At 60.5% G+C, this 25,107-nt stretch carries 26 protein-coding genes; 12 read left to right on the top strand and 14 right to left on the bottom strand.

Annotation, left to right across the window (positions count from 1 at the left end; all coding sequences use genetic code 11):
* Position 1: 1 nt before the first annotated feature.
* The 7 genes from dxr to rpsB form a co-directional block, all read right to left on the bottom strand.
* Positions 2 to 1,153, bottom strand: coding sequence for a 1-deoxy-D-xylulose-5-phosphate reductoisomerase (dxr, locus tag EGO55_RS15445; protein ID WP_021688478.1), 1,152 nt, complete (start codon positions 1,151 to 1,153; stop codon positions 2 to 4).
* Positions 1,153 to 1,875, bottom strand: coding sequence for a phosphatidate cytidylyltransferase (locus tag EGO55_RS21545; protein ID WP_021688479.1), 723 nt, complete (start codon positions 1,873 to 1,875; stop codon positions 1,153 to 1,155). The genes dxr and EGO55_RS21545 overlap by 1 nt, the downstream gene beginning before the upstream one ends.
* Positions 1,862 to 2,506, bottom strand: a complete 645-nt coding sequence (uppS, locus tag EGO55_RS15435; RefSeq protein WP_052023602.1) for a polyprenyl diphosphate synthase — start codon at positions 2,504 to 2,506, stop codon at positions 1,862 to 1,864. Before uppS ends, EGO55_RS21545 begins: the two co-directional genes overlap by 14 nt.
* A gap of 116 nt (positions 2,507 to 2,622) precedes the next feature.
* Positions 2,623 to 3,180 (bottom strand): ribosome recycling factor, encoded by a 558-nt coding sequence (gene frr, locus EGO55_RS15430; RefSeq protein WP_021688481.1) that lies wholly within the window; start codon positions 3,178 to 3,180, stop codon positions 2,623 to 2,625.
* 2 nt (positions 3,181 to 3,182) lie between these two features.
* Positions 3,183 to 3,905, bottom strand: a complete 723-nt coding sequence (gene pyrH / locus EGO55_RS15425; RefSeq protein WP_021688482.1) for a UMP kinase — start codon at positions 3,903 to 3,905, stop codon at positions 3,183 to 3,185.
* Between the two features lie 143 nt (positions 3,906 to 4,048).
* Positions 4,049 to 4,975 (bottom strand): translation elongation factor Ts, encoded by a 927-nt coding sequence (tsf, locus tag EGO55_RS15420; protein ID WP_021688483.1) that lies wholly within the window; start codon positions 4,973 to 4,975, stop codon positions 4,049 to 4,051.
* A gap of 78 nt (positions 4,976 to 5,053) precedes the next feature.
* Positions 5,054 to 5,815, bottom strand: coding sequence for a 30S ribosomal protein S2 (rpsB, locus tag EGO55_RS15415; RefSeq protein WP_021688484.1), 762 nt, complete (start codon positions 5,813 to 5,815; stop codon positions 5,054 to 5,056).
* Between the two features lie 348 nt (positions 5,816 to 6,163).
* On the opposite strand from rpsB, the gene EGO55_RS15410 reads away from it, so the two are divergent.
* Positions 6,164 to 6,427 carry a hypothetical protein gene (locus tag EGO55_RS15410; protein WP_021688486.1) on the top strand — a complete coding sequence of 88 codons (264 nt, stop codon included), beginning with the start codon at positions 6,164 to 6,166 and terminating at the stop codon, positions 6,425 to 6,427.
* On the opposite strand, the gene EGO55_RS15405 is transcribed toward EGO55_RS15410, so the two are convergent.
* The 3 genes from EGO55_RS15405 to EGO55_RS15395 all read right to left on the bottom strand — a co-directional run bounded on the left by EGO55_RS15405 (position 6,381) and on the right by EGO55_RS15395 (position 9,067).
* Positions 6,381 to 7,178, bottom strand: a complete 798-nt coding sequence (locus EGO55_RS15405) for a CDP-alcohol phosphatidyltransferase family protein (RefSeq protein WP_021688487.1) — start codon at positions 7,176 to 7,178, stop codon at positions 6,381 to 6,383. The two genes, EGO55_RS15410 and EGO55_RS15405, sit on opposite strands and share 47 nt — an antisense overlap.
* A complete protein-coding gene (locus EGO55_RS15400) occupies positions 7,175 to 7,924 on the bottom strand; it encodes a phosphatidylserine decarboxylase (protein ID WP_040714801.1) in 750 nt (249 codons plus the stop codon). Before EGO55_RS15400 ends, EGO55_RS15405 begins: the two co-directional genes overlap by 4 nt.
* Positions 7,925 to 8,008: 84 nt before the next feature.
* Positions 8,009 to 9,067 carry a phosphotransferase family protein gene (locus EGO55_RS15395; protein WP_021688489.1) on the bottom strand — a complete coding sequence of 353 codons (1,059 nt, stop codon included), beginning with the start codon at positions 9,065 to 9,067 and terminating at the stop codon, positions 8,009 to 8,011.
* Positions 9,068 to 9,212: 145 nt separating this feature from the next.
* Between EGO55_RS15395 and EGO55_RS15390 the strand changes: the two genes are divergently transcribed.
* The 9 genes from EGO55_RS15390 to EGO55_RS15350 all read left to right on the top strand — a co-directional run bounded on the left by EGO55_RS15390 (position 9,213) and on the right by EGO55_RS15350 (position 19,449).
* A complete protein-coding gene (locus EGO55_RS15390; protein ID WP_021688490.1) occupies positions 9,213 to 9,974 on the top strand; it encodes an SDR family NAD(P)-dependent oxidoreductase in 762 nt (253 codons plus the stop codon).
* Positions 9,975 to 10,164: 190 nt separating this feature from the next.
* Positions 10,165 to 10,485, top strand: a complete 321-nt coding sequence (locus tag EGO55_RS15385) for a hypothetical protein (RefSeq protein WP_021688491.1) — start codon at positions 10,165 to 10,167, stop codon at positions 10,483 to 10,485.
* Positions 10,486 to 10,574: 89 nt separating this feature from the next.
* Entirely contained in the window at positions 10,575 to 10,664 is a 90-nt protein-coding gene (kdpF, locus tag EGO55_RS15380; protein WP_040714614.1) for a K(+)-transporting ATPase subunit F, read from the top strand.
* A 13-nt stretch (positions 10,665 to 10,677) separates the two neighbouring features.
* Positions 10,678 to 12,405 carry a potassium-transporting ATPase subunit KdpA gene (gene kdpA, locus EGO55_RS15375; protein ID WP_021688492.1) on the top strand — a complete coding sequence of 576 codons (1,728 nt, stop codon included), beginning with the start codon at positions 10,678 to 10,680 and terminating at the stop codon, positions 12,403 to 12,405.
* 12 nt (positions 12,406 to 12,417) lie between these two features.
* Complete coding sequence (kdpB, locus tag EGO55_RS15370) at positions 12,418 to 14,433, top strand: potassium-transporting ATPase subunit KdpB (protein ID WP_021688493.1); 2,016 nt, start codon at positions 12,418 to 12,420, stop codon at positions 14,431 to 14,433.
* A gap of 32 nt (positions 14,434 to 14,465) precedes the next feature.
* A complete protein-coding gene (kdpC, locus tag EGO55_RS15365) occupies positions 14,466 to 15,062 on the top strand; it encodes a potassium-transporting ATPase subunit KdpC (RefSeq protein WP_021688494.1) in 597 nt (198 codons plus the stop codon).
* Entirely contained in the window at positions 15,059 to 17,731 is a 2,673-nt protein-coding gene (locus tag EGO55_RS15360; RefSeq protein ID WP_021688495.1) for a sensor histidine kinase, read from the top strand. The genes kdpC and EGO55_RS15360 overlap by 4 nt, the downstream gene beginning before the upstream one ends.
* Positions 17,728 to 18,444: a response regulator transcription factor gene (locus EGO55_RS15355; protein ID WP_021688496.1), complete on the top strand. Its 717-nt coding sequence runs from the start codon at positions 17,728 to 17,730 to the stop codon at positions 18,442 to 18,444. The genes EGO55_RS15360 and EGO55_RS15355 overlap by 4 nt, the downstream gene beginning before the upstream one ends.
* A gap of 321 nt (positions 18,445 to 18,765) precedes the next feature.
* Complete coding sequence (locus EGO55_RS15350; protein ID WP_201798917.1) at positions 18,766 to 19,449, top strand: alpha/beta fold hydrolase; 684 nt, start codon at positions 18,766 to 18,768, stop codon at positions 19,447 to 19,449.
* Positions 19,450 to 19,544: 95 nt separating this feature from the next.
* Here the strand turns inward: EGO55_RS15350 and EGO55_RS15345 are convergent, their stop codons facing one another.
* On the bottom strand, positions 19,545 to 20,318 hold the full coding sequence (locus EGO55_RS15345) for an SDR family NAD(P)-dependent oxidoreductase (RefSeq protein ID WP_021688498.1): 774 nt from the start codon (positions 20,316 to 20,318) through the stop codon (positions 19,545 to 19,547).
* Between the two features lie 130 nt (positions 20,319 to 20,448).
* Between EGO55_RS15345 and EGO55_RS15340 the strand changes: the two genes are divergently transcribed.
* Positions 20,449 to 21,078, top strand: a complete 630-nt coding sequence (locus EGO55_RS15340; protein ID WP_021688499.1) for a TetR/AcrR family transcriptional regulator — start codon at positions 20,449 to 20,451, stop codon at positions 21,076 to 21,078.
* Here the strand turns inward: EGO55_RS15340 and EGO55_RS15335 are convergent.
* Both EGO55_RS15335 and EGO55_RS15330 read right to left on the bottom strand, forming a co-directional pair.
* Entirely contained in the window at positions 21,023 to 21,760 is a 738-nt protein-coding gene (locus EGO55_RS15335) for a hypothetical protein (RefSeq protein WP_021688500.1), read from the bottom strand. The two genes, EGO55_RS15340 and EGO55_RS15335, sit on opposite strands and share 56 nt — an antisense overlap.
* Positions 21,761 to 21,771: 11 nt before the next feature.
* Complete coding sequence (locus tag EGO55_RS15330) at positions 21,772 to 22,239, bottom strand: VOC family protein (RefSeq protein WP_161566046.1); 468 nt, start codon at positions 22,237 to 22,239, stop codon at positions 21,772 to 21,774.
* 60 nt (positions 22,240 to 22,299) lie between these two features.
* Between EGO55_RS15330 and EGO55_RS15325 the strand changes: the two genes are divergently transcribed.
* Positions 22,300 to 22,746 (top strand): nuclear transport factor 2 family protein, encoded by a 447-nt coding sequence (locus EGO55_RS15325; protein WP_021688502.1) that lies wholly within the window; start codon positions 22,300 to 22,302, stop codon positions 22,744 to 22,746.
* A gap of 12 nt (positions 22,747 to 22,758) precedes the next feature.
* On the opposite strand, the gene EGO55_RS15320 is transcribed toward EGO55_RS15325, so the two are convergent.
* Entirely contained in the window at positions 22,759 to 25,059 is a 2,301-nt protein-coding gene (locus EGO55_RS15320; protein ID WP_084619809.1) for a TonB-dependent receptor, read from the bottom strand.
* Positions 25,060 to 25,107: the final 48 nt, after the last annotated feature.

Raw genomic sequence — 25,107 nt, 5'->3', positions numbered from 1 at the left:
ATCAGGCCAGCTCCAGCAATTCACGCGCACGAATACGCGTGTCATGGTCGATTGCGAAGACATCGTCCAGCGATGAAGGTGCCTGAGGCATCGTTGCCGCGAGAACGCGTTCGACATTTGCGGCTATGCGCATAAAACCGATCTGCCCGGCCAGAAATGCGGCAACCGCTATTTCGTTTGCGGCGTTCAACACCGCTGGTGCCGCGCCACCGGCCTCCGCCGCTTCCCGCGCGATGCGCGTGGCCGGAAAACGCACCTCATCGGGCGCGAAGAATGTCAATTCCGCAAGGGTCGGCAAATCCAGCGACGGCATCGGCGTATCCATACGCTGCGGCCATGCCAGACACGATGCAATCGGCACGCGCATATCCGATGGCCCAAGCTGCGCCAGACTCGACCCGTCCCGGTATTCCACCAGCGAGTGAATCACACTTTGCGGATGCACGACGATCGACAGCTTATCCAGCCCCACCGGGAACAGGTGCCAGGCTTCGATCAGTTCAAGCCCCTTGTTGAACATGGTGGCTGAATCGACGCTGATTTTCGCCCCCATGTCCCAGTTCGGATGCTTTACCGCCTGCGCGGCCGTGGCCGCCTGCAATTGCTCCACCGTCCAGGTACGGAACGGCCCTCCGCTCGCCGTCAGGGTGATGCGCCGGACATCGGACAAGGCATTTCCCGCCAGACACTGAAAAATCGCGTTGTGTTCCGAATCGAGCGGCAGCAGCGTGGCCCCATGCTGTTCCACCGCAGCCATCATCAGGTCTCCGGCGGAAACCAGTGCTTCCTTGTTGGCCAGTGCGACAATACCGCCCTGCTCGATCGCCGCCATGGTCGGCGCCAGCCCTGCACAACCGACAATCGCGGCAACGGTCACATCTGCTGGCCTTGCTGCGGCATCACACAGCGCCTGCAAACCGCCTGCCACCGCAATCCCGCTTCCGGACAGCGCTTCCCGCAATAGAGGAAGACAGGTTTCATCGGCAATAACCGCAAGCTCGGCACCAAACTCCTTGGCCAACCCGGCCAGTTCCACAGCATTGCTGTGTGCCGTGAGCGCCACAACGCGCCAATCGTCCCGGTTGCGTCGAACAAGGTCCAGAGTCGATGTGCCGACCGAACCGGTGGCACCAAGAATCGATATGCTACGCATCACACAAACATCAAATAGGAAGAAACCGCCCCGACGATGATCGCCACGGGCAGCAGGCCATCCACACGATCAAGGACACCGCCATGACCGGGAATGAGCCGGGAACTGTCCTTCACGCCTGCACGGCGCTTTAGCCAGCTTTCGAAAAAATCACCCATTTGCGCCACAATTGCCAGCAAGGCGCCCACTGCAAAACCGGCAAGTACCGCCAGCCACGGCACGCCCTGCCCATCGTGCGTGGGTTGCGCTGCGCCGAATGAAACGGCGCCGCCGACCAGAACAGCCCCCAACAGCCCCGCCGCCGCCATACCGCCGAAAAGGCCCGCCCAGGTCTTGGACGGGCTGATCGACGGTGCGATCTTCGGGCCGCCAATCGCACGGCCGGTGAAATAGGCCCCGGTATCGGTGACAATCACGATCCCCAGCGCGAAGAATACAACCGCTGCCGGGCTCGCGACAAGATAAGCCGCAGCCAATCCGACATAGAGTATCGCACCGATCAGGGCGATTCCATGGCTGAGCGGAGCGGCGGGAATCCGGATGATCAGCCGCGCCATTTCGACAAAAGCGATCAGGCCAACCAGTCCGATGAACAGGTCAAGCACCAGCCCCCCCAGCCAGAACGCCGTGCCAGCAACCAGCAACATGGCCAGCGCCGACGCGACCCGCACAGGCAAGTCCGAGCCCTTATGCGTCGGCTGCTGAACCTCAACGTCCACCATAGCGGCGCTCCCGCCCGGCAAAGGTCGCCAACGCCTCTTCCAGATGCTCAGGCCGGAAATCGGGCCACAAGACATCGGTGAACCACATTTCGGCATAAGCGGCCTGCCACAGCAGAAAATTCGACAGGCGCACTTCGCCCGAAGTGCGAATCAGCAGATCAAGTGGCGGCAAATCTGCTGTATCAAGATGCCGTTCGATAGCTTCCGCGGTAATAGGCCCTTCGGCTGCTGCCGCCGCCGCCGCCCGCGCAATTTCCTGCTGCGACCCGTAATTGAGCGCGACCGCCAATGTTCCGGCCGTGCCGCCAGAGGTGGCGTCCAGCGCCTGCTCAAGCTGCGCCACCAGATCGGGCGATAAAGCCTTGTAATCCCCAATGATCTTCAGGCGTATCCCATGCGCAACAAGATCGGGAAGATCGCTTTTCAGAAAACGCTTCATCAGCGTCATCAGATCGGCAACCTCGTCCTCGGGTCGCTTCCAGTTTTCGGAAGAAAAGGCGTAGAGCGTCAGCGCCTCCAACCCACTGCCGGGCAAGGCGCGCACGAGGCGGCGAACCGCTTCCACCCCCCTCTGATGTCCCATCACCCGGGGCAAATGGCGTTTTTTGGCCCAGCGCCCGTTGCCATCCATAATGATCGCAACGTGGCGCGCACCGTGGCCCGCCGCATCGGAACGGGCTGTTACAGGGCCCTCACCAGCGGCATCTTCACGAGACCCCAGCGGAACCAGCGGAGGCTGGCTCGTGGTCACTGACCGAGGATTTCCTTTTCCTTATGTTCGGCAGCGTCATCCGCCTGCTTCACATATTGATCGGTCAGTTTCTGGACTTCCTCTTCCTTGCGCTTGCGCTCGTCCTCGCTGATTTCCTTCTTCTTTTCATCGTCCTTCAGCATTTCCATGCCATCACGGCGAACATTGCGGATCGCGATCCGGGCCTTTTCCGCATATTGCCCGGCCAGCTTGGCCAGTTCCTTGCGGCGTTCTTCCGTCAGATCGGGAATGGGCAGACGAATATTCTGCCCGTCGGTCATGGGGTTAAGCCCCAGCCCTGCAGACCGGATCGCCTTTTCGACCGGCGTCATGTTCGCCTTGTCCCACACCTGCACGCTGAGCATGCGAGGTTCGGGCGCGGAAATGGTCGCCACCTGGCCGAGCGGCATCATGGCCCCGTAGACTTCCACCTGAATCGGATCGAGCAGCGTGGTGTTGGCCCGCCCGGTGCGCAGGCCCGACAGATCGCTCTTCAGCGAATCCACAGCGCCACCCATGCGGCGTTCGATATCGGCCTTGTCGTACTTTGCCATGATCAGCCTTCCTTTTGCACTATCGTCTGGACGCCTTGCCCTTCCAGAACCCGGGCAAGATTGCCTTTCTCACGGATCGAAAAGACCACGATCGGAATGGCATTGTCGCGGCACAAAGCCACGGCGGCGGCGTCCATCACCTTCAGATTGTCAGCCAAGACCTTGTCATAACTGACTGATTGATAACGCTTTGCAGCGGGGTTTTTCTTCGGATCGGAATCATAGATTCCGTCAACGCTCGTCCCCTTGAGCAAGGCGTCGCATTTCATTTCGGCAGCACGCAACGCGGCCCCGCTGTCCGTGGTAAAATAGGGGCTGCCAACGCCAGCCGCGAATATCACCACCCGGCCTTTTTCCAGATGCCGTTCAGCACGCCGGCGGATCACCGGTTCGCAGACAGTATCCATTTGCACGGCCGATTGCACGCGGGTGTGGACGCCCAGTTGCTCCAGCGCGCTCTGCATCGCCAGCGCATTCATCACGGTCGCCAGCATGCCCATATAATCGGCCTGCGCACGGTCCATGCCCTGCGCTGCCCCGGCCATGCCGCGGAAAATATTACCGCCGCCGATAACCAGGCACACTTCCAGCCCGCTATCCTTCGCGGCTTTCACTTCCTTCGCCAGTTCCGCCACAAACTTCGGGTCAATGCCGAACTGCTGGTCGCCCATCAGCACTTCGCCCGAGAGCTTGAGCAATACGCGCTTGTAGGATGGGTTGGTCATGGGTCAGGAATCTCATTCGAATAGAGCGCCGTCCTTATAGGACGCAGGGTGCCGCTGCCAAGGGGCGTATGGCGCGGTTACCGGGCACAAAAATCCCCGCGCGACCCGGGCCGCGCGGGGAGATCCGTATCCCTGTACCGGAATCAGCCAGCGACGGCGGCAGCAACCTCTGCAGCGAAGTCGCTTTCTTCCTTCTCGATGCCTTCACCGAGCTGGAAGCGGACATAATCCTTGAGCACGATCTTCGCGCCGGCTTCCTTGCCAGCCTGCTCAACGACCTGTGCGATCGGGGTCTTGTTGTCCATCACGAAAAGCTGGCTAAGCAGCGCGTTTTCCTTGGCGAACTTCGCCACGGCGCCTTCGACCATCTTTTCCTGCACGTTTTCGGGCTTGCCGCTTTCGGCCGCCTTTTCACGGGCAATCGCGCGCTCACGCTCGATCACGTCGGCGTCAAGGCCGGACGCATCCAGCGCCTGCGGGAAGGCTGCGGCAATGTGCATCGCCAGCTGCTTGCCCAGCGGTTCGAGAACCGCTGCCGGGGCTTCGCTTTCCAGTGCCACGAGCACGCCGATCTTGCCGAGATTGTCGGCAGCGGCATTGTGCATGTAGGGAACGATCACGCCCTGGCTGACCGAAACGGTCTTCATCCGGCGGACCTGCTGGTTTTCGCCGATGGTTGCGACATTGTTGGTCAGCTTGTCGCCCACCGTGCCGCCATCGGGGTACGCCGCGCCCTTGAGCGCTTCCACATCGTCCGCGCCCAGACCAAGCGCCACGGCGGTCGTCTTGCGGACGAAATCCTGGAACTGGTCGTTCTTGGCAACGAAGTCGGTTTCCGAGTTCACTTCAACCGCAACACCCTTGGTGCCTTCGACCGCAACGCCGACCAGACCTTCAGCCGCGGTACGGCTGGATTTCTTGGCAGCGGCAGCGAGACCCTTGGCGCGCAGCGCGTCAACCGCAGCTTCCAGATCGCCGTTGGTTTCGTCCAGAGCCTTCTTGCAGTCCATCATGCCCGCGCCGGTACGTTCGCGCAGGTTCTTGACGTCAGTGGCAGTGTAAGCAGCCATGATAATACCTCGTGGAAAAATTCGGGCGCCAGGCCGCCCAGCGGCCCGGCGCATTAATCGGCAATTATGCCAGATCGATTACGCTTCTGCGGAAGCGACTGCTTCGACCGGGGGTTCGGCCAGTTCGCCGATGTCCGCACCCGAATCGACCACTGCCGCATGACCACCCTTCTGGGCAGCCTGGGCAATCGCATCGCAGTAAAGGCGGATCGCACGGCTGGCATCGTCGTTACCCGGAACCGGGAAAGCAATGCCCGAGGGATCGACGTTCGAGTCGAGAATCGCAACGACCGGAATACCCAGAACGTTCGCTTCCTTGATCGCCAGTTCTTCCTTGTTGGCGTCAATCACGAACATCACGTCCGGAATGCCACCCATGTCGCGGATACCGCCCAGCGAAAGCTCCAGCTTATCGCGTTCGCGAGTCATCTGAAGAACTTCCTTCTTGGTCAGACCAGCGGTGTCACCCGAAAGGCGTTCTTCCAGCGTCTTCAGACGCTTGATCGAACCCGAGATCGTCTTCCAGTTGGTGAGCATGCCGCCCAGCCAGCGGTGGTTGACGAAGTGCTGACCGCAGCCGCGCGCGGCCTGTGCAATCGGTTCCTGCGCCTGACGCTTGGTGCCGACAAACAGAACCTTGCCGCCAGCCTGCACTGTGGCCGAAACGAACTCGAGCGCACGCGCAAAAAGCGGAACGGTCTGCGAAAGATCGATGATGTGAACGCCGTTGCGCGCGCCGAAGATATACGGCTTCATGCGCGGGTTCCAACGGTGGGTCTGGTGGCCGAAGTGTGCGCCGGCCTCAATCAATTGCTGCATCGTGACGGTAGGAGCCGCCATAGTCATTTCCTTTCCGGTTGTACCTCTGGGAAGCTGGAACCGTGCGGAATGCGTCCGCTGCGGCACCGGTATGTGCGCTTCCCATGTGGATTTGCGCCCGCGTGAAAAGCCTGAAAATCAGGCCCGATTCACTCGAATGCGGGCGCGCCTTAGCGCCGTTCCCCCGAAGAATCCAGCCCCCAAGCGCACACGCAATTCCGGCGTAATCATTTTTGCGCTTGACATGCAGGAACAAAAAGGGAACAAATGTTCCAACGAAGGACGGCATCGTGGTTTTACTCCCGCAGGAAGTTTTCCACAAGTCGTCAGGAATGTCGCCACGCCGCCAGGCAGGGAAAGGGCAAGACCATGATCGCATTCGCTGTTACCGCGCTGTTTACTATCGCCACATTCGTTGCGCTGACTGTCAACGCCACGTCACTGCGGCGGGCATGGCTGGCCTATGGCGAACTGCGGCATGCGCTTGCCATCTGCGAAACGTCGCAAGCTGCCGTGGTGACGGTCAAATCGATGGAACAGGTCGTTCGCCAGCCGAAACTGCGCCCGACCACACCGTCGCGGCGCGTCAGTCGGCCGGTTCCGCAGCAATACGCGCAGCGCGCTGCCGCCTGATGCGGGCGTAGCTGATCAAGCCATAAGGCATGATCGCCAGATAGGCCGCGCACAACCCGGCCAAAGTCCACCAGGGCTCGGTCAGCAATGCCGCAAAGACCAGCCCGGCCAGTGCCAGCATTTCCAGCCTGACACTGCGACGCAGGCGGAGCGAAGCCCAGCTCAACGTGGCGATATTGGAAATCATCAGGAACGCGATGGCCGCCACCCAAATCGCCACACCCAGCGGCTCGCGGAATTCATCCCGTCCGCTGGCGAGCCAGAGATAAAGCGGCAACAGGGCCAGCCCCGCCCCCACCGGTGCCGGAACCCCGGTGAGAAACCCGGCAGATTTATGCGGTTGTTCCTGCATGTCGATCTGCGCATTGAAACGCGCCAACCGCAAGACACAGCAGATCGCCAGACCCAATGCCGCCAGCCAGCCAAATCGCGGCAATTCCTGCAACGACCACAGAAACAGGATAAGCGCAGGCGCCACGCCGAACGACAGCGAATCCGCGAGCGAATCCAGTTCCGCCCCAAATCGTGACTGGGCCCGCAACAAACGCGCAATCCGCCCGTCGATCCCATCGAGTAACCCGGCCAGGATCACCGCGATGATTGCCATCGTCCAGTTACCGTCTATGCCGAACCGGATACCTGTAAGGCCCGAACACAATGCCGCGACCGTGATCGCGTTGGGAACCAGCGCGCGCAGCGTCAAACCGCGCGGCAACCCCGTCAGCCCGTACTGCCGGGGTCCCTCGCTCATTGCGCGATACCCTCGATCAACTGCTGCTTGCCCAGTTCCGCCAGAACCGTTTCTCCGGCCACAACCTTCTGGCCCAACACCACTTTCGCGTCGGTTCCCTGCGGCAGATACACGTCAACCCGGCTGCCGAAACGGATCAAGCCAACCCGTTGACCAACAGCCATCGTATCCCCGGTCTTCACAAAGGGCACGATACGCCGCGCTACCAGACCGGCGATCTGGGTAAAGGCGATCGCCACCCCGTCACTGCGTTCGATCAGAATGTGTTGGCGCTCGTTTTCCTCGCTCGCCTTGTCGAGATCGGCGTTGAGAAACTTGCCTGGAAGATAGATCACTCGGCGGATAGTGCCGCTGATCGGCGCGCGATTGATGTGTACATCGAACACGCTCATGAAAATGGAAATCCGCGTGACGGGCTCACTACCCAACGCGGGGGCGCCTGTCCCGTCAGCCAGCTGAAGCTCGCGCGGAGGCGGAACTTGCTGGATCAGACTGACCAGACCGTCGGCCGGTGCTATCACACAAGCCGGATCTTGCGGCACGACGCGTTCCGGATCACGGAAAAACGCCAGAATGCACAGCGTCAGCACGGCCAGAGGCCATGCAACGGTCTCCCACGCGAGAAACGCCGTGACGACGCAGACCGCAGCAGCGATCAGCGCAAATTTGCGACCTTCGGGGTGAATCGCCGGCCAACGCCAAGCTGCTTCACCCCGACCCTTATTATCTAACAGTTCACCGGGCATGACATGCATCTAGGCGTAAGCGTGCAAAACCACAATATGGCCCCATTTTGGGACAGATCATACAAGCACCTGAATATCCGTGCATCATCCGCCCTGCGCCAGCCCACGACCGATTTCACCGAGCAACGGAAATGCATCCCCGCGCCGCTTCGCCTGTTCCGATGAGGCGGTTCCGCGCAAGTAACGCCCCTTGATACCGTGGAGAATCGCGCCGAGCCGGAAAAAATTGAACGCCAGATAGAAGTTCCAGTACGGGATATCCGTCCGCCCCGTCAGCTCGCAGTAGCGCGCAAGATATTGATCTTCGCCAGGGATATTGAGATCCGAAATATCGGCGCCTCCCAGCCCCGCCACGATATGCGGCGGCATATGATACATCATCGCGTGATGCCCGAAATCGCCCAGCGGATGGCCCAGTGTGGACAGTTCCCAATCCAGAACGGCCCGAATGCGCGGCTCGGTGGGGTGGAAAATCATGTTATCGCAGCGAAAATCCCCGTGAATCAGGCTGGTTTCGTCGCCTTCGGGAATATTCCCGGGCAACCATTCGATCAGCCAGTCCATATCCGCGCTGCGCCCCGCTTCGGGATCGTCCAGATATTGCCGCGACCAGCGCGAAATCTGCCGTTCGAAATAATTGCCCGGTTTGCCAAAATCCTCCAACCCCAACGCCACATGATCCAGCGAATGCAACTGGGCGAGCGCGGAAACCATGGCATCGAAATAGGCTGGTCGTTCGTCCCGTGACAGATCGGGGAACGTCGCATCCCAGAAATTGCGCCCCTCGACCATCTCCATGATGTAGAACCATGTGCCGATGACATTGTCATCCATGCACAGGCCGTAAAGGCGCGCCACGGGAAACCCCGTGCCACCAAGGGCCCCGATAACCCGCGCTTCGCGATCGATGGCATGCGCGCCCTTGACCAGTTGCCCGGGGGGTTTGCGCCGCATGACATAGTCGCGGCCGGGTGTGATCAGTTTGTATGTCGGATTGGACTGGCCACCCTTGAATTGTTCGACCTGCAAAGGCCCCGCATACCCTTCGACATTGTCGTCCATCCAGCGCGCGAGCGCAGCCGTATCGAAAGCAAACCCGTCGCGGACTGCTGCGGTACCGCCGAATGTGTCCTGATCATTCATTGTTTTCTCGTCCTCTGTCGCCTCCTCCTAGTCGAATATCGCCCGCCCGCGCCAGTGCGAAGAACTGTGCCTGCGCAATAGACATGTCCGGTCAGCCGTCGCTACATGACGGCTCGGGACCACGGATCGACGGGAGAGCCAGACAATGCACGATCTTCATGGGCGGACATGCCTGATCACTGGCGCGTCTTCGGGTCTGGGCATGCATTTTGCGCGTCTGTTCGCCCGGCAAGGTGCACACCTTGTTCTCGGCGCACGGCGGGTGGAACCGATGGAAACGCTTGTTGCCGAATTGCGCGCCAATGGCGCAGAGGCCATCGCCGTGCCGCTGGATGTTGCCGACGAAACCTCTGTTATCGCGGCACTGGATGCAGCCGAATCCGCCTTCGGACCGGTCGACACGATCATTGCCAATGCGGGGGTCACTGCAGCGGGCCGTTCCACGGAAACGCCGCTGTCTGCGCTGAAGACCATATTCGATACGAATGTGATCGGGGTGTTTCTGACCGCCCGCGAAGGCGCAAAGCGCATGATCGCCGCCGACAGCCGGGCCACGGGCCGCGGACGCATTCTCCTGATCGGCTCGATTACCGCCGACCAGACCGGTGATGGCACCAGCGCCTATTCCGCCAGCAAAGCCGCCGTCGCCCATCTCGGTCGCAATCTGGCACAGGAATGGGTCAGGCAGGGGATCAACGTCAATGTGATCCAGCCGGGCTATATCCTGACCGAAATGGCGCATGACTGGTTCCAGACAGACGCTGGCAAGGCGCAGATCGCCAGTTTCAACCGCCGCCGCCTGCAACCGGCAGAATCGCTTGACGACATGGCCGTTTATCTTTGTTCGGATGCGTCGCTGCATATGACCGGCGCGGTCATTACCATTGATGACGGCCAATCCGTCTGAAGGCGCGCGCCGGGGCGAGTACGCCGGGTTCAGCAGACGCTCCGATCATGGTCATGCCATGACTCCCCCTGCCCCGGCACCTTTTATACATTCTTTATGACAAGGCCCACGTTCCCCGTGGAACCTTAATCGGGCTTCGCCCCACATTCATGCCGGATGTTCCCAAGGGGGATGCTGCCGGAGTGGGCCGATGCATGCCGTCATAAACCGTAGCCAGTTCGCAAAGCGCTGGTGGACGGGCCAGATCGTTCTGCGCGGGGTCGTTCTGCGCGGACTGGGTCTTGCGATACTGGCATTGTGCGCGGCTTCCGCAATCTGGCTTTACCGTTCGGTGCATCAGTTCCCCGCACACGATCCCCGTGCGGGGGAATACCTTGCTGCGATTGTGGTCATTCAGAGCTGGAGCGTCGGCTGGCCTCTTCTGATTATTGGCCCCGAACTGTTCCGCCCCGTGCCGGTCCCCCGCAGCAGCAAGTTCACCTCCTTCACTACGCGAGGAAATACCCGATGAATGACCTGATCTGGCTCGGTGCCCTGGCGGGGCTGGCCCTGCTGACCCTCGCCTATCTCCGCCTTTGCGAAAGCGTGTGAGGCCAGCCGATGACTATCGAACTCATCTTGGCCGGTGCCACCGCGCTTGGCCTTCTCGCCTATCTCATCGCCGCACTGCTGCGGCCCGAGCGGTTCTGAAAGGACGCACGCCATGACCATTCAGGGCTGGATACTGATCCTTGGCTTTACCGCCGTTCTTGTCGCACTGACAAAGCCAGTCGGGATGTGGCTATTCGCATTGTACGAAGGCCGACGCACACCGTTCCATGCTGTCCTTGGCCCGCTGGAACGCGGCTTTTACAAGCTGGCTGGCATTGATCCCGCAGCGGAACAGAACTGGCGCACTTATGCGGTGCACATGCTCCTGTTCCAGATCGCAACCTGGTTGTTCACTTATGCCATGCTTCGCCTGCAGGCGGTTCTGCCGATGAACCCGCGCGGGCTGGAATCCATGGGCGCGGACGGCGCATTCAACACCGCCATAAGCTTCACGGCCAATACCAATTGGCAATGGTATTCCGGCGAAGTCGCGCTTTCCAATCTCAGCCAGATGCTGGGGCTGACGATCCATAACTTCCTGTCGGCGGCAACCGGCATTGCCATTGCTTTCGCACTGTTTCGCGGGTTCGCCCGTCATGGCGAAGGTGGTGATACCGGGCGCAACCAGGCGACACTCGGCAATTTCTGGGCCGATCTGACCCGCATCACGCTCTATCTGCTCTTGCCCATCTGTGTCGGCTATGCGCTGTTTCTTGTGGCCAGCGGCGTGCCGCAGACATTCACCAGCCTTGTCGAGGCCACCACGCTTGAAGGCGCGAGGCAAAGCATCGTGCTTGGACCGGTGGCATCGCAGGAAGCGATCAAATTGCTGGGCACCAATGGTGGCGGTTTCTTCAATGCCAATTCCGCCCACCCCTTCGAAAACCCCACCGCCCTGACCAATTTCGCGGAGATGCTCTCGATCTTCGTGATCGGCGCTGGGATGACCTGGTGTTTTGGCAAGGCCGTGGGCAACACCCGGCAAGGCTGGGCCATTTTCAGCGCAATGCTGATCCTGTTCCTGGCCGGGACAACGATTGTCTACTGGCAGGAAGCGGCAGGCAATCCCATGCTGCACCAACTGGGTGTGGCCGGTGGCAATATGGAAGGCAAGGAACTGCGCTTTGGCATTGCCGCCAGCGCGCTTTTCTCGGTGGTTACAACCGCTGCATCCTGCGGTGCCGTGAATGCCATGCACGACAGCTTCACCGCGCTGGGCGGCATGATCCCGCTGTTCAATATGCAACTGGGTGAAATCGTGATCGGCGGCGTGGGTGCGGGCATCTACGGCTTCCTGCTTTTTGCCTTGCTGGCCGTGTTCGTCGCCGGATTGATGGTGGGGCGCACCCCCGAATATGTCGGCAAAAAGATTGAGGCACGCGAAGTAAAGCTGGCCGTGCTGGCGATCGCAATGTTGCCGTTGTGCATTCTGGGTTTCACCACACTCGCGGCGGTCACCCCGCAAGGGCTCGCGGGGCCGCTGAATGCAGGGCCGCACGGCTTTTCAGAAATCCTCTATGCATTCAGTTCCGCCACGGGGAACAACGGATCAGCCTTCGCCGGGATCACATCGGGCACGCCGTTCTACAACGGCCTTCTGGGCGCGGCGATGTGGATCGGGCGATTCTTCGTGATCATCCCTGTTCTGGCCATCGCCGGCAGTCTCGCCGCCAAAAAATACACGCCCGAAACCACGGGATCATTCCCGACGACCGGCGGGCTGTGGATTGGCCTGCTCGTGGGGATCATCCTGATCGTCGGCGGTTTGACCTTCCTCCCCAGCCTCGCGCTCGGCCCCGTTGCGGATCACCTCGCGGTGGCCAGCGGCCAGCTTTTCTGAGGACATTCTGACATGACAAACCCATCCTCCATCTTTTCGGCGCGCCTTATCGGCCCGGCGATGGGCGACGCCGTTCGCAAGCTCGATCCGCGTCAGCTTGTTAAAAACCCGGTTCTGTTCACCACGGCTGTGATCGCCGTTCTCCTGACTGTGCTGCTGGCACTGGGCGGAGAGGGTCTGGCCTTCGGTTTCCAGTTGCAGTTGATCGTCTGGCTGTGGCTGACCGTCCTGTTTGGCACCTTCGCCGAAGCACTGGCGGAAGGGCGCGGACGTGCGCAGGCAGCCTCGCTCAAGGCGACCAAATCCGAACTGGTTGCGCGCCTGCCCGGCGGACAAACCGTCCCGGCCTCAAGCCTCAAACGCGGGGACGAGGTGCTTGTCGAAACGGGCGACCTGATCCCCGCGGATGGCGAAGTGATCGAAGGCGTGGCCAGTGTCAACGAAGCGGCCATCACCGGAGAAAGCGCGCCCGTGATCCGCGAGGCAGGCGGTGATCGGTCTGCGGTTACCGCAGGGACCCGCGTCATTTCCGATCACATCCGGGTGCGGGTGACACAGGAACCGGGGCAAGGTTTTCTCGATCGGATGATCGCCCTTGTCGAAGGCGCGGAACGGCAGAAAACACCCAACGAAATCGCGCTGACGGTGCTTCTGGTCGGGCTTACCATCATATTCCTGATCGCGGTCAGCACAATTCCCGGCTTCGCGTCCTATGCGGGCGGGAACATCCCCGTTGCGATGTTGGCGGCCTTGCTGATCACGCTGATCCCCACCACGATCGCCGCCCTGCTTTCCGCCATCGGCATCGCCGGAATGGACCGTCTGGTGCGTTTCAACGTGCTGGCCAAATCGGGCCGCGCGGTAGAAGCCGCAGGCGATGTGGATGTTCTGCTACTCGACAAGACCGGCACGATCACCATTGGCGACCGGCAGGCCAGTGCGTTTCACCCTCTCGAAGGCGTGGCAGGACAGGACCTTGCAGAAGCCGCCCTGCTCGCCAGCCTGGCGGATGAAACGCCGGAAGGCCGCTCCATCGTTGCCCTCGCCCGCAGCACTCATGGCATCGCGACCAGCAGCCTGCCCTCCGACGCAGAAATCATCCCTTTCACCGCGCAAACCCGCCTGTCAGGTGTCCGTTCCAGCGGCGCCCTGATCCAGAAAGGCGCAGTTGATTCCATCTTTCGCGCCAATCCTGACGCCACGAACGGAGGCGCTGCGGCAGAATTGCGCCGGGTAACCGAAGATATTGCCCGGGGCGGGATGACCCCGCTCGCCGTCGCCCGCGATGGCCGCCTGCTCGGTGCGATCGCGCTGAAAGATGTGATCAAGGCTGGCGTGCGCGAACGGTTTTCCGAATTGCGCCGCATGGGCATCCGCACTGTCATGATCACGGGGGACAACCCGTTGACCGCTGCGGCAATTGCGGCCGAAGCGGGAGTGGACGATTTTCTCGCCGAAGCCACCCCGGAAGACAAGCTGGCCCTTATCCGGCGCGAACAGGAAGGCGGGCGTCTGGTAGCCATGTGCGGCGACGGCACCAATGATGCCCCGGCACTGGCGCAGGCGGACGTTGGCGTGGCGATGAACACGGGAACGCAGGCCGCCCGTGAAGCAGGCAATATGGTCGATCTCGACAGCGATCCGACCAAGCTCATCGAGATTGTCGGCCTGGGCAAGCAATTGCTGATGACGCGCGGATCGCTCACCACCTTTTCGGTCGCCAACGATGTCGCAAAGTATTTCGCGATCATCCCCGCCATATTCGTGGTGCTCTATCCGGGGCTGGGCGTGTTGAATGTCATGGCGCTCGCCTCGCCACAGAGTGCGATCCTGTCCGCCATTATTTTCAACGCGCTGATCATCCCCGCGCTGGTCCCGCTGGCACTGAAAGGCGTGGCCTATCGCGCCGTGGGCGCCGGGCCGCTGCTGGCGCGCAATCTCGCGATCTACGGGCTTGGTGGGCTTTTGGCGCCTTTTGCCGGGATCAAGCTGATCGACCTTGTCGTCAGCGGGATCGGCCTCGCCTGAACTGACAGCTGAATTTTCGGAAGGACCCGGACATGTTGAACGATCTCGCTTCTGCCCTGCGCCCCGCGCTGGTGTTGACTATTCTCTTCGCGGCTGTGCTGGGGCTGGCGTACCCGGCCATGATTACCGGGGTCGCTCAGGTGCTGTTTCCGGCTCAGGCAAACGGCAGCCTTATCCGCGATCATGGGCGTGTCGTCGGCTCCGAACTGATCGCGCAGCGCTTTGCCGGGGATGGATATTTCCACCCGCGTCCTTCGGCGGCAGGCGAAGGATACGAAGCCGACAACAGCTATGGTTCCAATCTCGGCCCCGGCAGCAAAGCCCTGCACGATCGGGTCAAGGGCGATGTCGAACGGTTGCAAACCGCACCAGGGATTACCGTCCCACCTGACCTGGTGACCACTTCCGCTTCGGGGCTCGATCCTCATATCAGCCCCGAAGCGGCCTTCTTCCAGATGCAGCGCGTGGCCGATGCACGCGGATTGCAATTGGCCGCAGTGCGCAAGCTGGTGGAAAGCCGGATCGAAACGCCGCTTCTGGGCTTTCTTGGGGAACGCCGCGTCAATGTGCTGATGCTCAATCGGGCATTGGATACAATCGCCGGACAACGCGCTAATACATCCCCGTGAACGCACGCGCCGAACCGGACAGGCCCAACCCCGACGCCCTCTTGCGCAAGGCCGCGCAGGAGGGCCACGGTCGTCTGAAAGTGTTTCTTGGCGCCGCGCCGGGCGTCGGCAAGACTTACGAGATGCTGACCGAGGCGCAGGAACGGCGGCGGGCCGGTGTCGATGTCGTGGTCGGCATTGTCGAAACGCATGGCCGTGCCGAAACCGAGGCACAGATTCGTGGGCTGGAGATCATTCCACGTCGGCAGACAAACTACCACGGTCGCAGGATCGACGAGATGGACATCGATGCGATTCTCGCCCGTGCGCCCCGTCTGGTTCTGGTGGACGAACTGGCCCACACCAATGCCCCCGGCAGCCGCCATGAAAAGCGCTATCAGGATGTCGAGGAACTCCTCGCTGCCGGAATCGACGTCTATTCCACGGTCAACGTGCAGCACCTCGAAAGCGTAAACGATGTCGTTGCATCGTTTACCAAGGTCCGCGTGCGGGAAACCCTCCCCGACCGGGTCATCGAAAATGCCGATATCGAAGTGATCGACATCCCGCCCGACGAACTGATCGAACGGCTGAAACAGGGCAAAGTCTATGTCCCCGAGGAGGCCAGCCGGGCCCTCGACAGTTTCTTCTCGAAATCCAATCTGACGGCCCTGCGCGAACTGGCCTTGCGCCGCACCGCGCAGGCGATCGATGCCGAAATGCTCGAATATGTCCGCGCCAATGCCCTCGCAGGCAACTGGGCGGCGGGGGAACGCATGGTCGTTGCGGTCAGCGAACTGCCCGGCGCGGCGGAACTGGTGCGCGCAGCCAAGCGGCTGGCCGATGCGTGGCGCGGTTCGTGGACCGCCGTGCATATCGAGACACCGCGATCGGGCCGCTTCACGGATGCCGAAAACGCCCAACTGGCAGCTACGCTGCATCTCGCCAGCCAGTTGGGCGCACAAGTTGCCACTGTCCCTGCCGAAAGCGTGGTCGAAGGCCTTGCCCGCTTCGCCACCGAAGCCCGCGCGACCCAGTTGATTGTCGGGAAGTCGACGCGTTCGCGCTGGTTCGAATTGCGGCATGGTTCGGTGGTGGACCGGCTGGTACGGGAAATGCCGGGCATCGCGGTGCATGTCCTGCCGATGCAGGGCCATCAGGTCTCTCACAAAGGCACCAGAAAGCCAGCTGAAGGAAAGTGGGGCCAACCTGGCGAATATCTGATCGCCTTTGCCCTCGTCAGTCTGGTTGCCCTGCTGGGCGCGGCACTCTCCACCGCCGGGAATATCGCCAATGCGGGATTGCTGTTTCTCCTGCCGGTGATGATCGCGGCCTTACGCTATGGCCTGCGCGTGGGTGTTGCCACCAGCCTTGTCGCATCGCTGGCCTATAACTTCTTCTTCCTCCCCCCTACCCACACCTTCACGATACAGGATCCACAGAATATCCTCACCGTGCTGGTTCTGCTGGCCGTGGCGGTAACGAGCAGCCAGCTTGCCGCGCGGGTCCGCGATCAGGCCCTGCTGGCCCAGCGCAGCGCAGCACAGAACAGTTCGCTTGCCGGCTTTGCCCGTCAACTCACGGCGATGAGCGATCCGGATGACCTGTCCCAACTGCTTTGCACAGAAGTCAGTCGGCTGCTGCGCGTCAATACGGTTCTGCTCATGACGATTGAGGGGCAACTGGCGATCAAGGCCGCCGTACCGGCGCAAACGCAACTCGAAGCGTTGGAACAGGCAGCATCGCGCTGGAGCTATGATCACAATCTGCCTGCCGGACACGATACCGAAACATTGACCGCATCGGACTGGCAGTTTCGCCCACTGGCCGTGACCGGACGCGTTCTTGGGGTGATCGGCCTGTCGCGCGCCGATGCCGGTTCCCCCGTGCGTTCCGACCAGTTGCCGATGTTGCTCAGTCTCCTCGATCAGGCGGCGCTCGCCTTCCAGCGCGCCGCGCTTGAGGAAGAAATGGCTTTTGTCGCCCAGTTGAAGGAACGGGACCGGTTGCGCTCGGCGCTTCTTTCCTCGGTCAGTCACGATCTGCGCACCCCGCTGACCACCATTCTCGGGGCGCTCGGCGCGATGCATCCCTCCTCGGTTGAGGAAAAGGGCTATTTGTCCGAAGCACGCAACGAAGCCGAACGCCTCAACCGCTTTGTCGGAAATCTGCTCGATATGGCGCGCATCGAAGCAGGTGCCTTGCGGCAATTGATCGAACCTGTCGATCTGACAGAAGCCATCGCCGCCGCTGTCCATGACCTACGCAGGACGCTCGGCAACCAGCCCATCGATCTGCAAGTCCCACCCGATCTGCCGTTCGTCATGGTCGATCCGCAACTGTTTCACCATTGCCTGATCAATCTCATTGAAAACGCTGCGAAACATGGCGGACCGAAAACGCCGATCACGGTCATGGCCCGCCGCACGCCCGCAGGATTGACCTTGTCGGTGATCGATAAGGGCGCTGGCATTCCCGAAGGCGCGGAAAGCAGGATATTCGAAACCTTCGAACGGATCGAAGGGTCTGACCGCAAGGGCGGTTCCGGACTGGGGCTGGCGATCGTAAAAGGTTTTGCGGAAGCCATGGGGCTGGATGTCTCTGCGGCGAACAGGCCGGAAACGGGCGGGGCCTGTTTCTCCCTGCATTTTCCGGAAGCCAGGCTGGTGAAGGGATCAACCGAACAATGACAGGCATGCCCAAACTGCTGGTTGTGGATGACGAGCCACCCATTCGCCGTCTGCTCGGCGCCTGTCTCACCCGCGCCCATTACCGTTACGTCGAAGCCGGCACGGCACGCGAAGCACTGGCCGCGATGCAGATCGACAAGCCCGACGCTGTCCTGCTCGACCTTGGCCTGCCGGATCGCGACGGTTTGGAACTGGTGTCGCTGATCAAGGCTACCGGTGCGGCGCTGATTATCATTTCCGCCCGAGATGACACGGAACAGAAAGTCACCGCGCTCGATCTGGGGGCCGACGACTATGTCACCAAGCCGTTCGATACCGAAGAAATCCTCGCGCGCATTCGCACTGCCCTGCGGCACCGGCTGGCGGCGGAGGCAGAGATATCCGTGATTCATGTCGATGATGTGGAGATAGACCTTTCGGCGCGGCTGGTACGCAAAGCCGGAATGGAAGTTCGCCTTACCCCCAAGGAATTCGGTTTTCTCACCGAACTGGCAAAGCATCCGGGACGGGTGATCACCCATTCGCAACTGCTTCGCAGCGTGTGGGGCGCCGGACACGAACAGGATGTGGAATATCTGCGTGTCGCTGCCAGAGGCGTGCGCAAGAAACTGGCATGGGACCTGGCAGGTACCTCGCCGATCCGCAACGAACCCGGCGTCGGCTACAGGCTGGTGCACACAGAGAAGGATCGCATGATCAAACCGCGAGGCTGACAGGTTGCATGACATCTATCGGCACGGCATCCGGCTCACTTCCTGCGCATGCCGGATGGCATGGCAGCACCGGCAAGGGCGGCGATCACCCCGGCCACTGCCAGGAGATCAATTGCCGGGCGCCCCTTGCCCGCCAGCCCTTCAAGCTCACGTTGGCGGAATCGGGGCGTAGGCCTGTCCACTGTTACCGGGGAACGGATATGGTATGGCCCTGCAATGGATACCCCATCGCCCATTGATACCTATGTCTCAACGCCCGCTGGCCGTCTTTTCGCCCGCGCATGGAACGTGGCCCCAGCGGCTGATAGCGCCCCGATCATCATGTTTCACGACAGCCTTGGATCTGTGGAACAATGGCGTGATTTCCCCGCACAGATCGCTTCGGCCACGGGACGATCCGTCATCGCATACGACCGTCTGGGATTCGGAAAATCGGACCCTAACCGTGACAGACTCAAACCTGATTTCGTGCAGCATGAAGCGCGATCGGGCTTGCCCTTTATCCGGGAAGCCTTCGCGATAGACCGCATGATCCTGTTGGGGCACAGCGTGGGCGGCGGCATGGCCATCGCCTGCGGCGCAACGTTGCCGGCCCAAACCGAAGCGGTTGTCACCCTGGCCGCGCAGGCTTTTGTCGAGGATCGAACCGTGGCTGGCATTGAAGAGGCCAGGATTGCATTCAGGGCCGAAGGCCAGATCGACCGTCTCGCGAAATACCATGGTGACAAGGCGCGCTGGGTTCTCGACGCGTGGATCGAGACCTGGCTGGCGCCTTCTTTCGCGGACTGGTCGCTTGATACTGATCTTCGCCAGCTCTGCAGTCCTCTGCTCGCGCTGCACGGCGATCACGACGAGTATGGTTCACGCGCGCACCCAGATCGCATCGCTGCGCTGGCCGGCGGGCAGGCTAACGCCGTGCTGCTGGAGGACTGCCATCATATGCCCCATCGTGAAAGGCCTGATGCCGTGCTGGCGTTGATCGGAAACTTCACCCGAACCCTCTGACCTGCCCCCGGTTGCTGTCCGCCATCGCCCCCCGGAACGCTCTTTTGGAACACGATGCTGCCGCGAGACAGGGCACGCCGTGCGATCATCTGACATCATCGGGGATCGGGATATCCCGGAAGCTGCGCATAATACGTTCCGACCGTGGCCCCGCCATCCACCACAATTTCGGTACCCGCACAGTATGATGACCGTTCGCTCGCCAGATAAAGGACAGCCTCGGCCACTTCCTCTGACAGACCGGCGCGTTGCAATGGAATGTCATGGTAGATGGCATCAAATTCTGCGTCGGTCATTGCCCCATCCCGTACCATCGGAGTGCTGATACCACCGGGATGCACGGCATTGACCCTGATCCCCAACGGCCCCAGCTCCATCGCGGCGGCCTTCGTCAGCCCACGCAAGGCCCATTTGCTGGACGCATAGGCAGCAACCCCGTTTGTCGCCTTGGTTGCATCGATCGAACAGATATTGACGATCGCACCGCGCCTTTCCCGAACCATGAAGGGCGCTATCGTCCGGATGCCCAGAAAGGCCCCCATGAAATTGACATCCATGATAGCGCGGACCTGTTCGGGCGACGTCTCCAGCAGCGATGCGAAATGCAGAATACCGGCGTTGTTCACCAGTATGGATGGTGGGCCGTAGCGCGCTTGCGCAAGCGCGGCCACCTCAGCCCAGTCTTCAGCCCGCGTGACATCCAGTGTGACGAATACGCCCGGCGAATTGTCGGCAAGCGGGCCTTTCCCGTCCGCCATGACCTTATCCGTGGCAATGACGATTGCGCCTTCACGATCCAGCAAGGCTGCGATCGCCTTGCCCATACCGCTGGCCGCACCTGTTACGATTGCAACCCGATCCTTGACCATCCTCGCTCTCCCGATTGATCAGTACCGATACCGGATCGCGGTCACTTGCCTGCCGTCCGACAAAGGAATATCGAACGCGGCAGCTGGTTCGCCTGAAAGGAAAGGCGAACCGATCGGACACTGAGGCAAAATGACTCGACCGGCATCCATTGAACAAATTCTTTCCGCCGCTTCGGAACTTTTCGCCACGCGGGGTTATGCCCGGACGACGATGTCGCAGGTGGCCGCGGCAGCAGGCGTGAGCAAAGGGCTGCCCTATGTCTATTTCCCTTCGAAACAGGAACTGCTCGACGGTGTTCATCTGCGGGCCGTGGACCGGTGGCTGAAAGCGACACTTGCGCACCTCAATGAGGATAACGAACCGGCCATCCTCTCGCTCAAGAAAGCGTTCAAGTACTCGATCCTGTATTCGGCCGGCGATCCGATCTGCCGTGCGATCATGGCACAGGACAGCAATGTCGTTCTGCCCGACAGTGAACGCGTCCGCGATGAAATCCGGCGCTTGAACGACGAGGGTTTTCGGCGGCTGCTGTCTGAAGCGATCAACGAAGGAAGTGTCAGGGATGATCTCGATCTCGATACGCTGATCCTGATGTGGCGCGCCACGCATGATACGCTGATCCATGCACAGAAGGACAAATTGTCCTGGGTTCCCAAACGGAAGAGCCTAGAAGACCTGGTCGACAGCGCTATCGAGGTGCTGTTCAACGGCATAACGCCGCGTCAGGAAGCCCCTGCGCAAGCCAGGCAGGCGGTTTGAAGATTATTTCCGTCATCACGTTGCATTTCATGCCGTTCGCAACATCGATGAACTCCGAAATATCACGCGCCGCCAGTTCACGGCTGCCCTTGCCGATGTAAAATCGTTCCGGCGCGAGATCGCATGCGTCAGCCACCCGTTCTTCAACGATACCATGCCACGTCTCGTCACCGGCCAATGTGCGCACGACATGGTTGCGATGATACCGGCTGAGCGGATGGATCGATCGGGACAGCTCGCTATGCGCCGCCCATCGATGCCGAAACTGCCTGCTGGACAGGGCTGGATGACGCCGAAACAGGGCGACCAGCGTTTTGCCGGGACTGGGCATTCCGGCAGTCCACGACAGGCGGTCATATTCGAGAACGGCCGATTCCGTGACGAGATGAATCCCGTGCCGTCCAGGCATAGCCGAGGCCCGCCTCTGCAAGGGCGCAAGATTGTCCAGATTATCGATCCAGATCGATGCAAGTGCATAGAGTGTGGGATCGAACAGATTGTCAGCCTGCGATTTTCCACCCTGTCCCAAGGTCTCCGGCGCACCGGAAGGCGACGTATCGGCGATGTGCAAGGTGACAGCATGGGCGAGAGGCATCACTTCGCGCGCAAAGTCTTCTGCCTGTGGCAGCAGACTCGCCGTCAGGGCTTCCGCGCTATGGAATACGAAGCACAGCTTCTCCACACGACCACTCCCTACATCGCGATAAACTCGAACATCGGGGACCGACTGGCACGCTGCGCCATATAGGCGAAGCTGCCCTGCCGTCCATCGGGCAGGTTAAACCGGCCATCAATCACCGTCTCGCACCCGCCCTGCGCCATGCGTGATATCCACGGGGCAATATCATCGACATAAAGCCCGAGATGATTGATCCCTTCGCCGTGCGCTTCGAGAAAATCCCGCGCGGGATGCTCTCCATCCAGAACCTGGATGTATTCATGATCCATCCCACCAAATTCCCCCAAGGCAATTTTTAGAGTACAGGATGAATATTTTCCCTTGTACATGTACATTGTACTTGCATTAAGAGTAACTTCGAATACATTTAATCTGTCATATCCGATTCCCATCTTTGATAGATTTTCTATTACTCTATCCACATCCCAGACAGCATAGCCGATTTGTCTGGCGAACGACAGAAAGCAATCATCCATTTCCATTCTCATCTTTCAGACCAATTTTCATCTTTCAGGCCAATTCCCATCATTCAGGAGAGTGCCGTGGAAACAGCTTTCGAAAACTATCTCGCAATTTCCGCACTGATCGCGCGCTACACACGTCTGGTGGATACCGCCGCCTATGACGAACTTGGCGCCATGTTCGAATTTGGGGAGATCACAGCCAATCGCGGCGGGGAACCGTTGCGAGGTTCTGGTGCCATCGCCGGGTTCTATGGCCGGACCAACAAGAGCTATGGCGAAGCCGGGGCTTCGACGCTGCATATCGTGACGAATCTGGAGTTCGACGAACTGGCCGAGGCCAATGCGACGGTGCGATCCTGCTTCGTCGTGCTGCAAAGCAGGCCGGAACTGCCGCTTCAGCCCATTGTCTGTGGCCGCTATCTCGATCGCTTCGCGCGCGCCACGAACGGCTGGCGATACGCCAGCAAGCATATCGAGGTCGGCTTGATCGGTGATCTTTCGCATCATCTCAATATCTCGCTGTGATCGGACTGGCAGTCAGAAGGCGTAGGTGAGATCAACGCCGAACGTCCGCGGCGTCAGATAGCGTTTGGTCGTAATGCCCAGCGAATTGGACAGGTCGAGCGAGAATTGCGAGCCATCGGCGTCGAACAGGTTCTTTGCCCATATCGCCACCCCGATCTTGCCGGAGCCTATCGGAATGTTACTCCACGCAATCCTCGCATCGACGAGGGTATAGTCAGGAATGAAACTGAGATCGGTGCGCAAGGGACGGCGGGGAATCGCCTGCCCGCCACCAATCGTCTCACCCCTCCACGCCAGATCCATGCGGGCGCTCAGGCGGCCTGAACTGTTGTCGAACAACGCCACTTCCGCACCGAGCGTTGCACTGTGTTTGGGCGTAAGGCCCTGTTTGCGCGCATTGCCGATATTGGTGAATTCGCATCCGGGCTGCCCCACCGGCACGCACAGGACAAAATTCTTCACGTCGATGTGCAGATAGGCATAGGAACCGTTGATCTGCAGGAACGGGAAAGGCCGGACAGAAGCCTCCAGTTCAATGCCGCTGATGCGGATCTTGCCAATGTTCGAATTCGTTGTGCGAAACCCCACGCCGCCGATACTGGGTTCGGTCAGGACAGTTTGCAGATCCTTGTAATCGCTTATGAAGCCAGCAAGGGCGATGGTGGCGCGCCGATCCCAGAAACTGCCCTTCAACCCGAGCTCATAGGAATTGACGGTCTCGTCACCGAAAGGCGTACGCAACTGCTCACTGGTCGACGACGTGCCGTTAAAGCCCCCACTGCGCCAGCCTTGCGCATATCGGAAATAGACATTGATATCGTCCGCCAGTTCATAACTGAGGAACGCGCTGGGCGAGAGTTTTGTGAATCGTTTGGATGCGCGATCGAGCGACGCGACCGGGATGACATCGTTCACCAGCACGGTGACGTCTTCGAGAACCTTCTTCTCGCTCGTATAGCGCAGACCGGCTGCGATGGTTACCCGCCCATCCAGGAATGCCGGCTTCCATTCGATCTGCCCATAGGCAGCATAGGCCGTGTTATCGATGTTGAAGAATGTGTCCTGCTTGACCGTCCCCAGCCCGAATACACCCGTGGCATGGGTGAACCCCTTTTCCTTATAGTAGAAGGCCCCGGCAACGATCGAGAGCTGATCGTCCAGCAATGTCGCCACGCCCTGCAACTCATGCGTGAAGGTCTTCAGGCGATTGACCTTGCCGAAATCGGCCATGGCCAACGGGGTCCCGTCAAAATCTGTCGGCTCGTTGTTGTAGACCTTGCGCTGGGATGTGATCGATTTGAGCGTGAAATTGTCTGACACGCGCCACTCCGCGGTAAGGGAGTGTATCCGGACGTCCAGTTCTGTCTTGGTGCCATCGGCAAAGGCGGCAGGATCGGCGTTGTAGCCGAAGGTCAGCTTTTTTCTCCGCCCGCTGGTTTGGTACGCGGTCATAAGCCCGGTGAAATCCGTGTCGAGCTGGTTGGCAGGCGGGGTTTCCCTGATGTGCAACCGGTCGAACGTGTAGTCGATCGTCCAGTCGGGCCCGGGTTCCCACCGCAGCGCAATCCGCCCGCCATAGCGATTGCGGCTGTCGGCGGTGCGATCCGAGCCGAGATCCTTCACCCAGCCGTCCCGACGGAAATAGCGCCCGCCCAGCCGTGCCGACAGTTTGCCGAGGCTTCCAAGCTCCAGCGCCGGCAAGTCGATACCCAGCTTGAATTCCCGTGAATCGTAATTGCCGATGCTCGCGGTGGCATCCACATGCAGTTCGCCGCTCGGCTTGCGTGTGATGAGATTGACCGCACCTGCCGGTGTGTTCCGCCCGTAAAGCGTGCCTTGCGGCCCCCGAAGTACCTCCACGCGTTCAAGATCGATGAAATCGAAAATTCCGCCTGCAAGCTTGGGCGCCAGCACCCCATCGATGTAAACGGCGACCGGGCTGTCGGCCGTGATTACCGAATCCGCCTGCGTGATCCCGCGCATGCTGATGGCATAAGTGGTATTGCCGGAAGCCTGCGGGATCAGCGTGAGGTTCGGCACATACATCGACAGGTCGTCGGCCGTCTGAATCCTGCGCTCTTCCAGAGCTGCACCGCTGAGCGCCGTAATCGCGATCGGAACGTCCTGTAGGGCCTGTTCCCGCTTCTGTGCGATCACGACGATATCGGCGTCCTGCGTTTCCGCCACCCGTTCACCCGAAGAAGGCGTGGCGCCCTGCGCGCGGGCGGTGGCTGGAAGAACCAACCAGAGCGAAGTTGATGCCAGAGCATATGCAAGAATGCCCGGCCGCGACACCAAGAACCTTCTCGTCATGGGGCCTCTCCCGCTGTCTCATCCGCTCAATAGAGTCGGGATGGATCT

It is taken from the genome of Caenibius tardaugens NBRC 16725 (assembly GCF_003860345.1).
In the GTDB taxonomy this organism is placed as follows: Bacteria; Pseudomonadota; Alphaproteobacteria; order Sphingomonadales; family Sphingomonadaceae; genus Caenibius; species Caenibius tardaugens.
This window is presented reverse-complemented; position numbering and strand designations above follow the sequence as displayed.

Coding starts and splice junctions, on each gene's coding strand:
- dxr (WP_021688478.1), bottom strand. CDS start 1,153: ATGCGTAGCATATCGATTCTTGGTGCCACCGGTTCGGTCGGCACATCG.
- EGO55_RS21545 (WP_021688479.1), bottom strand. CDS start 1,875: ATGGTGGACGTTGAGGTTCAGCAGCCGACGCATAAGGGCTCGGACTTG.
- uppS (WP_052023602.1), bottom strand. CDS start 2,506: ATGGATGGCAACGGGCGCTGGGCCAAAAAACGCCATTTGCCCCGGGTG.
- frr (WP_021688481.1), bottom strand. CDS start 3,180: ATGGCAAAGTACGACAAGGCCGATATCGAACGCCGCATGGGTGGCGCT.
- pyrH (WP_021688482.1), bottom strand. CDS start 3,905: ATGACCAACCCATCCTACAAGCGCGTATTGCTCAAGCTCTCGGGCGAA.
- tsf (WP_021688483.1), bottom strand. CDS start 4,975: ATGGCTGCTTACACTGCCACTGACGTCAAGAACCTGCGCGAACGTACC.
- rpsB (WP_021688484.1), bottom strand. CDS start 5,815: ATGGCGGCTCCTACCGTCACGATGCAGCAATTGATTGAGGCCGGCGCA.
- EGO55_RS15410 (WP_021688486.1), top strand. CDS start 6,164: ATGATCGCATTCGCTGTTACCGCGCTGTTTACTATCGCCACATTCGTT.
- EGO55_RS15405 (WP_021688487.1), bottom strand. CDS start 7,178: ATGAGCGAGGGACCCCGGCAGTACGGGCTGACGGGGTTGCCGCGCGGT.
- EGO55_RS15400 (WP_040714801.1), bottom strand. CDS start 7,924: ATGCCCGGTGAACTGTTAGATAATAAGGGTCGGGGTGAAGCAGCTTGG.
- EGO55_RS15395 (WP_021688489.1), bottom strand. CDS start 9,067: ATGAATGATCAGGACACATTCGGCGGTACCGCAGCAGTCCGCGACGGG.
- EGO55_RS15390 (WP_021688490.1), top strand. CDS start 9,213: ATGCACGATCTTCATGGGCGGACATGCCTGATCACTGGCGCGTCTTCG.
- EGO55_RS15385 (WP_021688491.1), top strand. CDS start 10,165: ATGCATGCCGTCATAAACCGTAGCCAGTTCGCAAAGCGCTGGTGGACG.
- kdpF (WP_040714614.1), top strand. CDS start 10,575: ATGACTATCGAACTCATCTTGGCCGGTGCCACCGCGCTTGGCCTTCTC.
- kdpA (WP_021688492.1), top strand. CDS start 10,678: ATGACCATTCAGGGCTGGATACTGATCCTTGGCTTTACCGCCGTTCTT.
- kdpB (WP_021688493.1), top strand. CDS start 12,418: ATGACAAACCCATCCTCCATCTTTTCGGCGCGCCTTATCGGCCCGGCG.
- kdpC (WP_021688494.1), top strand. CDS start 14,466: ATGTTGAACGATCTCGCTTCTGCCCTGCGCCCCGCGCTGGTGTTGACT.
- EGO55_RS15355 (WP_021688496.1), top strand. CDS start 17,728: ATGACAGGCATGCCCAAACTGCTGGTTGTGGATGACGAGCCACCCATT.
- EGO55_RS15350 (WP_201798917.1), top strand. CDS start 18,766: ATGTTTCACGACAGCCTTGGATCTGTGGAACAATGGCGTGATTTCCCC.
- EGO55_RS15345 (WP_021688498.1), bottom strand. CDS start 20,318: ATGGTCAAGGATCGGGTTGCAATCGTAACAGGTGCGGCCAGCGGTATG.
- EGO55_RS15340 (WP_021688499.1), top strand. CDS start 20,449: ATGACTCGACCGGCATCCATTGAACAAATTCTTTCCGCCGCTTCGGAA.
- EGO55_RS15330 (WP_161566046.1), bottom strand. CDS start 22,239: ATGGAAATGGATGATTGCTTTCTGTCGTTCGCCAGACAAATCGGCTAT.
- EGO55_RS15320 (WP_084619809.1), bottom strand. CDS start 25,059: ATGACGAGAAGGTTCTTGGTGTCGCGGCCGGGCATTCTTGCATATGCT.